Source organism: Actinoplanes sp. NPDC049802, assembly GCF_040656595.1.
Lineage (GTDB): Bacteria > Actinomycetota > Actinomycetes > Mycobacteriales > Micromonosporaceae > Actinoplanes.
On record NZ_JBFAMR010000152.1, the window covers coordinates 1 to 5,973 of the forward strand.

6 protein-coding genes and 3 tRNA genes are annotated in these 5,973 nt (G+C 69.1%); 8 read left to right on the forward strand and 1 reads right to left on the reverse strand.

Annotated features, from left to right (window positions below; translation table 11 throughout):
• Positions 1-236: 236 nt before the first annotated feature.
• From AB0I88_RS40780 to AB0I88_RS40790, 3 genes are read left to right on the forward strand one after another with little or no spacing between them, the layout of a single operon-like run.
• Entirely contained in the window at positions 237-1,856 is a 1,620-nt protein-coding gene (locus AB0I88_RS40780) for a ferredoxin reductase family protein (protein ID WP_361037592.1), read from the forward strand.
• A gap of 24 nt (positions 1,857-1,880) precedes the next feature.
• On the forward strand, positions 1,881-2,399 hold the full coding sequence (locus AB0I88_RS40785; protein ID WP_361037594.1) for an FMN-binding protein: 519 nt from the start codon (positions 1,881-1,883) through the stop codon (positions 2,397-2,399).
• A 30-nt stretch (positions 2,400-2,429) separates the two neighbouring features.
• Positions 2,430-3,146, forward strand: coding sequence for an FAD:protein FMN transferase (locus AB0I88_RS40790; protein WP_361037600.1), 717 nt, complete (start codon positions 2,430-2,432; stop codon positions 3,144-3,146).
• A gap of 275 nt (positions 3,147-3,421) precedes the next feature.
• On the opposite strand, the gene AB0I88_RS40795 is transcribed toward AB0I88_RS40790, so the two are convergent.
• Positions 3,422-4,003, reverse strand: a complete 582-nt coding sequence (locus tag AB0I88_RS40795; protein WP_361037602.1) for a GNAT family N-acetyltransferase — start codon at positions 4,001-4,003, stop codon at positions 3,422-3,424.
• Positions 4,004-4,125: 122 nt separating this feature from the next.
• On the opposite strand from AB0I88_RS40795, the gene AB0I88_RS40800 reads away from it, so the two are divergent.
• The 5 genes from AB0I88_RS40800 (at position 4,126) to AB0I88_RS40820 (ending at position 5,928) form a co-directional block, all read left to right on the forward strand.
• Positions 4,126-4,197: transfer RNA gene (locus tag AB0I88_RS40800), tRNA-Gly, on the forward strand.
• A 29-nt stretch (positions 4,198-4,226) separates the two neighbouring features.
• A tRNA-Cys gene (locus AB0I88_RS40805) sits at positions 4,227-4,297 on the forward strand.
• Between the two features lie 10 nt (positions 4,298-4,307).
• Positions 4,308-4,382 (forward strand) — tRNA-Val (locus tag AB0I88_RS40810).
• Between the two features lie 75 nt (positions 4,383-4,457).
• A complete protein-coding gene (locus tag AB0I88_RS40815) occupies positions 4,458-4,787 on the forward strand; it encodes a type II toxin-antitoxin system VapC family toxin (protein WP_361037596.1) in 330 nt (109 codons plus the stop codon).
• Between the two features lie 316 nt (positions 4,788-5,103).
• Entirely contained in the window at positions 5,104-5,928 is an 825-nt protein-coding gene (locus tag AB0I88_RS40820; RefSeq protein WP_361037598.1) for a hypothetical protein, read from the forward strand.
• Positions 5,929-5,973 lie beyond the last annotated feature (45 nt).

Consider the following 5,973-nt stretch of genomic DNA (forward strand, 5'->3'; position numbering starts at 1 on the left):
TCATGGGTCCTTCGCAAGAACCATGATCACGCAAGGGCTGCCCTCGTGATCGACCTGGGTCACATCGACGAACCCCGGCAGGTTAAACGGCAAGCCTAGCGTCCGGGATTTTTCCGGATCTCGTTGAGCCAACCGGGCGTGATGCGCGTACCCAACTATGACGGCCTCCGACGCTCCACCGGGCCGTCACGTCGGCCGCATGGGGTGGCAGGCGCCGCGAGACGACTGCTGAGCAGGTGAGGACGTTGACTATTCCGGCCTTCCGGGATCAGCGCGAGCTTCCCGACGACGACGGGTACTTCTCCGGACTGCGGTCCGACGCCGGTCCGGGCTGGGACCACCCGTCCATGCCGCCCTGGCCGGACGCCGAGCCCCAGTACGCCCCCCAGCAGGCTCAATACGCGGAACCCCGGTACGGCCTGCCCTACGACACGCCGGACGAGTACCGCCGCGGCGACATCACCGAGGTGTCGCTGACCGACCCGACCGGCTGGAAGGCCGGCACCGGCGTCCCGATCCACGACGACCGCCCGCCCGGCGAGTCGACCAGCGGCAACCGGCTCTTCACCGTGCTGCTGTTCTTCTCCGGCCTGGCCACCAGCGTCGCGCTCTGGCTGTTCAACACGCGGGCCGGCGCGATCAGCGACACCGCCACCACGATGATCGCGGCCGGCCGGGTCACCGGGATCATCGGCGGCTACCTGCTCTTCATCCAGCTGCTGATGATGAGCCGGGTCTCCTGGCTGGAGGAGTGGGTCGGCTCCCGCGATCTGCTGCGCTGGCACCGCTGGCTCGGCACGTCGCTGCTGGCCATGGTGGTCGCGCACATCGTCTTCATCGTCTACGGGTACGCCCTCACCGCCGGCACCGGCGTCGTCGACCAGGGCTGGACCGTGATCACCACGTTCCCCGAGATGATCAGCGCCACGATCGCGACCGGCCTGCTGGTGTTCATCGCCCTGATCTCGATCCGGTTCGTCCGCAACCGGCTCAACTACGAGCTGTGGCACCTCATCCACCTGACCGGCTACGGCGTCCTGCTGCTCGGCTACGGTCACCAGATCGCGGCGGGCGCCGACATGAGCGGCCGGTTCGCCTCGGTGTTCTGGCCGGCGCTCGGCTGCCTCACCATCGCCGCCCTGTTCTGGGGCCGCATCGTCGAGCCGGTCTGGCTGAACGCGCGGCACCGGTTCACCGTGGCCGAAGTGGTCGGCGAGGGCGCCAACACGTTCTCGATCTACATCGAGGGCAAGCGCCTCGACAAGCTTCCGGTACAGGCCGGGCAGTTCATGCGCTGGCGGTTCCTGACCGCCAACGGCTGGTGGCAGTCGCACCCGTTCTCGCTGTCCGCCGCCCCGAACTCGCAGTGGCTGCGGCTCACCGTCACCATCGCCGGCGGCCACACCCGCAAGCTGGCCACCATGCGCCCCGGCACGCCGATCTGGGCGGAGGGACCGTTCGGGACGTTCACCGCCGAACGGCGTACCCGCCGCCGGGCCCTGCTGATCGCCGGCGGCAGCGGCATCGCCCCGATCCGCGCCCTGCTCGAGGACATGCCGCCGGACACCATCGTGATCTACCGGGCCAGCCGCCCGGACGAGCTGGTCTTCCGCACCGAGCTGGAGGAACTGGCCGAGGAACGGGACGCCTGGGTGCGCTACATCGTCGGCGGCCGCAACGATCCCGGCCCGCGCCGGCTGTTCACCCCCGACGGACTGCGCGGCCTGGTGCCGGACGTGAACCGCCGCGACGTGTACCTGTGCGGCCCGCCCGGGCTGGTCGACGCCGCCGTCGACACGCTCAAGCAGCTCGACGTGCCGGACAGCCAGCTGCACCTGGACCCGTTCGAGTTCTGACCCCTATCGACTGGGAGTTTCGCGATGCGACGTAGTACCGCAGCAGCCGTCGGCACCCTCACCGGCGCGGCCCTGATCCTCGGGGTCCGCCTGAGCGTGCAACCGCCGGCCGTCCCGGTGGCCGCCGCCGCGCCGGTGGACGCGGGCGGGGAGCCCGACGCCGAGTCGACCGGCGAACCCGCGCCCGCCGGCACCAAGAAGCCGTCCGGGAAGAAGACCGGCGCCCCGTCGGCCGACGACGAGAAGAAGAAGGAGGAGGAGGCCGGGCTCAAGGCCGGCACCTACAAGGGCAAGGCCGTGCAGAACCAGTACGGCACGATCCAGGTCACCATCAAGGTCGGCGACGGCAAGATCACCTCGGCGGACGCGACGTACCCGACCGACGGCTTCTCCGGAACGATCAACCCGAAGGCCGTGCAGGCCCTGTCGTCGGCCACCCTCGAGGAACAGAGCGCCGACGTCGAAGCCGTCTCCGGCGCCACCTTCACCAGCCAGTCGTACGTCACGTCCCTCCAGGCGGCACTGGACAAAGCCGGCGCGTAGGGTCGAGCCGTGCGTCACGCGGAGCAGGTCATGGGCACGGTCGTGAGCATCGAGCTCGCCGACGACCTGCCGGCCGCCCGGCTCACCGCGCTGATCGAGTCCACCTGCGCCTGGCTGCACGAGGTCGACGCCCGGTTCAGCACCTACAAGGAAGACAGCGAGGTGTGCCGGTTCCGCTCCGGCGCCCTGCCGCTCGACGACTGCTCCGCCGACCTGCGGCACGTCCTGGACCGCTGCGCCGACCTATGGCGCGACACCGACGGCTACTTCGACGCGTACGCCGGCGGACCCCTCGACCCGTCCGGCTACGTCAAGGGCTGGTCCGTCGAGGTGGCCTCCCAGCGCCTCGCCGCGGCCGGCTCCACCCGCCACTACATCGGCGCGGGCGGCGACATCAGGATGCGCGGCGACCGCCCCTGGCGGGTCGGCGTCCGCCACCCGTGGAAGGCTGACAAACTCGCCTGGGTCCTCTCGGTGACCGAAGGCGCGGTCGCCACCTCCGGGACGTACGAGCGAGGCGCCCACGTCTGGAACCCGGTGGCCGGGCGCCCCGCCACCGGTCTGCGCTCGGTCACCGTCGTCGGCCCCGACCTGGCCGTAGCCGACGCCTACGCCACCGCCGCCCTCGCCATGGGCGAACCCGGCCTCTCCTGGCTGGCCAAACGGGTCGCCGACGGCTACGAGTCCGCCGCCGTCACCGACGACGGCCGCGCCTTCACCTCCGCCGGCCTCCCGGTGGCCACCTGACCCCCGATCATCCCCGGGCCCGGCCGCCCGCCCTCCCCGCAACGCGGTCCCTCACCATCCGGGACTGTCCGGATTCCGGCTGGTCGGGGGCGTTGCCGCGGGCCTGCTGAGGGAGCCCTGGTGGCCGGAGCCTTCGGCCGGCGGTCGGAGAGGTCCCGGGGCGCTCGGAAGAGCGGCGGCAGGTCAGCCCGGTGGGGGCGGCAGAGGCTGGAGTGGGCAGCGAGGCCGCCGCTGCCCACGGCGGTTTCTCCCGTCGGGCGTACCGGGAAGGGGTTTCATGGTTGTGGGCGGTCTGCTCCGGGCCAGGGGCCGGGCGCTTTGGCCTGGGACCCGGCGGATCGGGTCTCGGTGTGGTGGACGCGCATGCCGCGGGCCTGGTAGTTGGCGAGCGCGGCCGGGCCGTCCAGGCTGCAGGTGTTGACCGTGACGCGGTGGACCGGCGGCAGGCCGGGGTGGCGTTCCGGGAGGGTCCAGGCGTGCCGGAGGGCGACCGTGAGCAGATGGCCGCCGATGCCCTGGCCGGTGAATCGTGGCAGCAGACCGAAATAGGCGATCTCCACCCGGCCCGCCTCGTGGCCGTCGAGCTCGGCGTAGCCGGCCGGCGTCCCCTGAACCGACGCCACCCAGGTCTCCATGCCGGGCCGGTCCAGGTAGTCCTGCCACTGTTGCCAGGTCCAGCCGAGCCGATCGGACCAGAACCAGTCGCCGCCGACAGCGGTGTAGAGGTAGCGGTTCAGTTCGGGGCTGGGCAACTCGGCGCGAGTGACGGCGACCGGGGTCGCGGGCGGCGCGGCCGAGCGCAGCTGGGCGGTGTCGTCCTGCTCCAGGTACCAGGTCGTGATCTCCACGCCGCACATCATCGCCGGTCTTTCGTGCCTGGTCAGCCCCGGATCACGACACGCGGGGCACCCCCGGTTTGGAGTCGGCGGCGGGGTTCGGATAAAGTTCTGTCGTCGCCGGGGGAAACGCCGGAGGGCATGCGGAAGTGGCGCAGTGGTAGCGCATCACCTTGCCAAGGTGAGGGTCGCGGGTTCGAATCCCGTCTTCCGCTCGGAGTGGCTTGCCACTGGAGGCCACCTCGGTGGAGTGGCCGAGAGGCGAGGCAACGGCCTGCAAAGCCGTGTACACGGGTTCAAATCCCGTCTCCACCTCGCAATACCGGGGCGATTGGCGCAGCGGGAGCGCGCTTCCTTGACACGGAAGAGGTCACTGGTTCGATCCCAGTATCGCCCACCAAGCCCTTGACCAGGGCAAACGGGAATCGATTGTTGGCAGTGCGCGAACCGTACGGCAGGCGCCGCGGCCAGCAGTATGTTCGTCTCGGCGATCACCGTTCAGGAGCTGGAGATCGGGGTCCTGCTGGCTGAACGGCGTGATCCGGCGCAGGGTGCGGTTCTGCGCCGATGGCTGGAAGCGCAGGTGCTGCCCGCGTTCGCCGAGCGGATCCTTCCAGTCGACACCACCGTCACGCGGCGCAGTGCAGCTCTGCACGTTCCCGATCCGCGGCCGGTTCGTGACTCGCTCATCGCGGCTACCGCGCTCGTGCATGGCATACCGGTCGTTACTCGTGACGTGGCTGACTTCGCGCCCACGGGCGTTGAGGTCATCGACCCGTGGCGGCCGCTCAGCGAGGGTGCCTGACCTTCCGGTCGCGATCAAGGAGCCTTGCACTCCCCTGCATGGCGATCTCGCGACCCTCGTCGTCTGTGCCGACTTCCTGCGCGACATGAGCGAGCAGTGAACCCGCGGCTCGTCATCGGCGTGTACCACTTCGAGGGTCCAAAGCAGCGCCGATCGGGATTCCGTCTGCCGGCATCGGCCTGCTCAGCTCTGGCGAGGTTGCTCGGCACGTGACTAGTCAGGAAGAGAAGCGAGAACCCCGAGGAGATCGACGTGTCCGGTGGCATCATCTACGACACCAACTGAGGTGGTCACGCCGAACGAGATCCCTTGCGGCATGAATTCGATCATGCAGCACGTCGAGTACTGGGCACACTCCGAAGGAAGCGCGGTCCTCGGCAAGCTGCCCCAGTTCGACAGACATGACCAGCGCGCGATCGAGAGCGCGCAGCAGGCGCTACTCGCGATCGGCGGCACCCTGGGCCTGAAGTCCGCTCTCGACTCTGACGCCGGTTTCACACTCGCGAGCAACATCGACCTGATCCAAAAGGTTGCCAAGCTAGTCGGCGAGAACGGCGAGAATGCGGGCTGGTACACGGGCTGGACCGGGCTGGCCGCCACCAAGTTCAAGGACGGCTTCTTCGCCTCGATCGCTCCGACCCTGTACAACCAGGCCAGGATCGCAGCGACCATCCACAACCTTTACAGCGCCAGAGGCACCATCATCCAGGAGATGCGGTCCGGCTCGCTGAAAATCCTCAGCGACGCCGGCAAGGCGCTCGATGCGACCAAGGAGATCACCACCGACCTCAACCCGGTGTGGCAAACGTGCCAGGGGATGGGCACGGCGCTCAGCATCGGCGGTGCGTGGAACCCGCCGGTGGCGGCCATCGGCGCGAGTGTCCAACTCATCGGCATCATGGGGCAGAACTTCGCACCCAAGACCAAGCAAACCGTGTACGCCCACGATGTCGAGTCGGTGATAACGGCTCTCTGGGGCCATCTCGATGAGCAGGCCGACGACCTGTTCTCTCGGGAGAACGACTACAACAACGGCATCCACCGCCTCCGCGACACCGTCTTCGGATTCCACAGCTTTGAAGTTCCACCCCGGGACCGGACACCGGAGTTTCATGCCGCGAGGGCGATGGGTGGACGATAGCAGACACGTGCTTCGCGTGGTGTCTGGTGTTTCACGGTGGAATGC

Excerpts from the sequence above, each read along its gene's own strand:
- AB0I88_RS40785 (WP_361037594.1), top strand. The coding sequence starts at position 1,881 with ATGCGACGTAGTACCGCAGCAGCCGTCGGCACCCTCACCGGCGCGGCC.
- AB0I88_RS40790 (WP_361037600.1), top strand. The coding sequence starts at position 2,430 with ATGGGCACGGTCGTGAGCATCGAGCTCGCCGACGACCTGCCGGCCGCC.
- AB0I88_RS40795 (WP_361037602.1), bottom strand. The coding sequence starts at position 4,003 with ATGTGCGGCGTGGAGATCACGACCTGGTACCTGGAGCAGGACGACACC.
- AB0I88_RS40815 (WP_361037596.1), top strand. The coding sequence starts at position 4,458 with ATGTTCGTCTCGGCGATCACCGTTCAGGAGCTGGAGATCGGGGTCCTG.
- AB0I88_RS40820 (WP_361037598.1), top strand. The coding sequence starts at position 5,104 with ATGAATTCGATCATGCAGCACGTCGAGTACTGGGCACACTCCGAAGGA.